Here is an 843-nt window from a genome sequence, read left to right as displayed (position 1 = left end):
TCAGCCGTCAGCCGTCAGCCGTCAGCCGTCAGCCGACCGTCTCTCGTCAGTCGACCACGGGCGGAGCCGTGCGTCGGTCGCCGACCCACGTCTCCTCTTCCTCGCGCAGGTAGTCGGCACGGTCGCGACGGTTGCGCTCTTCCTCACGGCCGGCGGACGAACCCGCGGCACCGCCGCGCATCATCCCGCCGCGGCCGCCGGCCGGCCGCTGACCGAGCCCGCTGCCGCCGTTGGAGAAGGCCCGCGCCTGGCCGCCGGATCGGGGCGCGCCGCCCACGACACCGCCGCCCGTGGAGGTCAGCCGTCGACCACCCGCACCGCCGCCGGCGGTCCCGCCGCCACCACCGGCACCGCCACCGCCGCCACCCATCGCCCGACCGCCGGCCGGTCGACCGCCGGAGACGGCCTCGCCGCCGGGGCCCGGACCCATCGGCCGCCCGTGGGGGTTGCCGGTGGACAGAGGCGCGCGACCGCCGGGGCCGCTCCGCCCGCCACCGGGCGGGTTGTTGGCCAGGTTGCCGCCGCCGTTCGGCCGTTGGGTGCCGCCGAAGCCGTTGGTCCTGCCTCCGCCGCCGCCGGGGGTCTTGCCGCCCGTGAAACCGCCGGTGGGCGGCATCCCGTTCGGGAAGCTGCCCTGGCCGGACGGCGGGCCCTGAACCGGGCCGCCGCCGGACGGCGGGGGCAACGTCGCCGTATTGCCGCCGGGACCCGGATTGTGCAGTCCGCCGTTGCCGAGCAGCCCGGTGTCCTTGGGGCCGTCGTAGTTGGGTGTGAAGCCGCCGCCGGCCCCACCGCCGACCGGACCGCCGCCGCCGCTGCCGTCGTGGCCGGGCACGAAGCCAC

General features: G+C 78.2%; 1 pseudogene. It reads right to left on the bottom strand.

Going from position 1 to position 843, the window contains the following annotated elements:
• Positions 1-46: 46 nt before the first annotated feature.
• A pseudogene (locus GT354_RS46160) lies at positions 47-843 on the bottom strand (hypothetical protein); the annotation flags it as partial.

The sequence above is a fragment of the Streptomyces sp. SID3343 genome (assembly GCF_009865215.1).
Taxonomy (GTDB): domain Bacteria; phylum Actinomycetota; class Actinomycetes; order Streptomycetales; family Streptomycetaceae; genus Embleya.
This window is presented reverse-complemented; position numbering and strand designations above follow the sequence as displayed.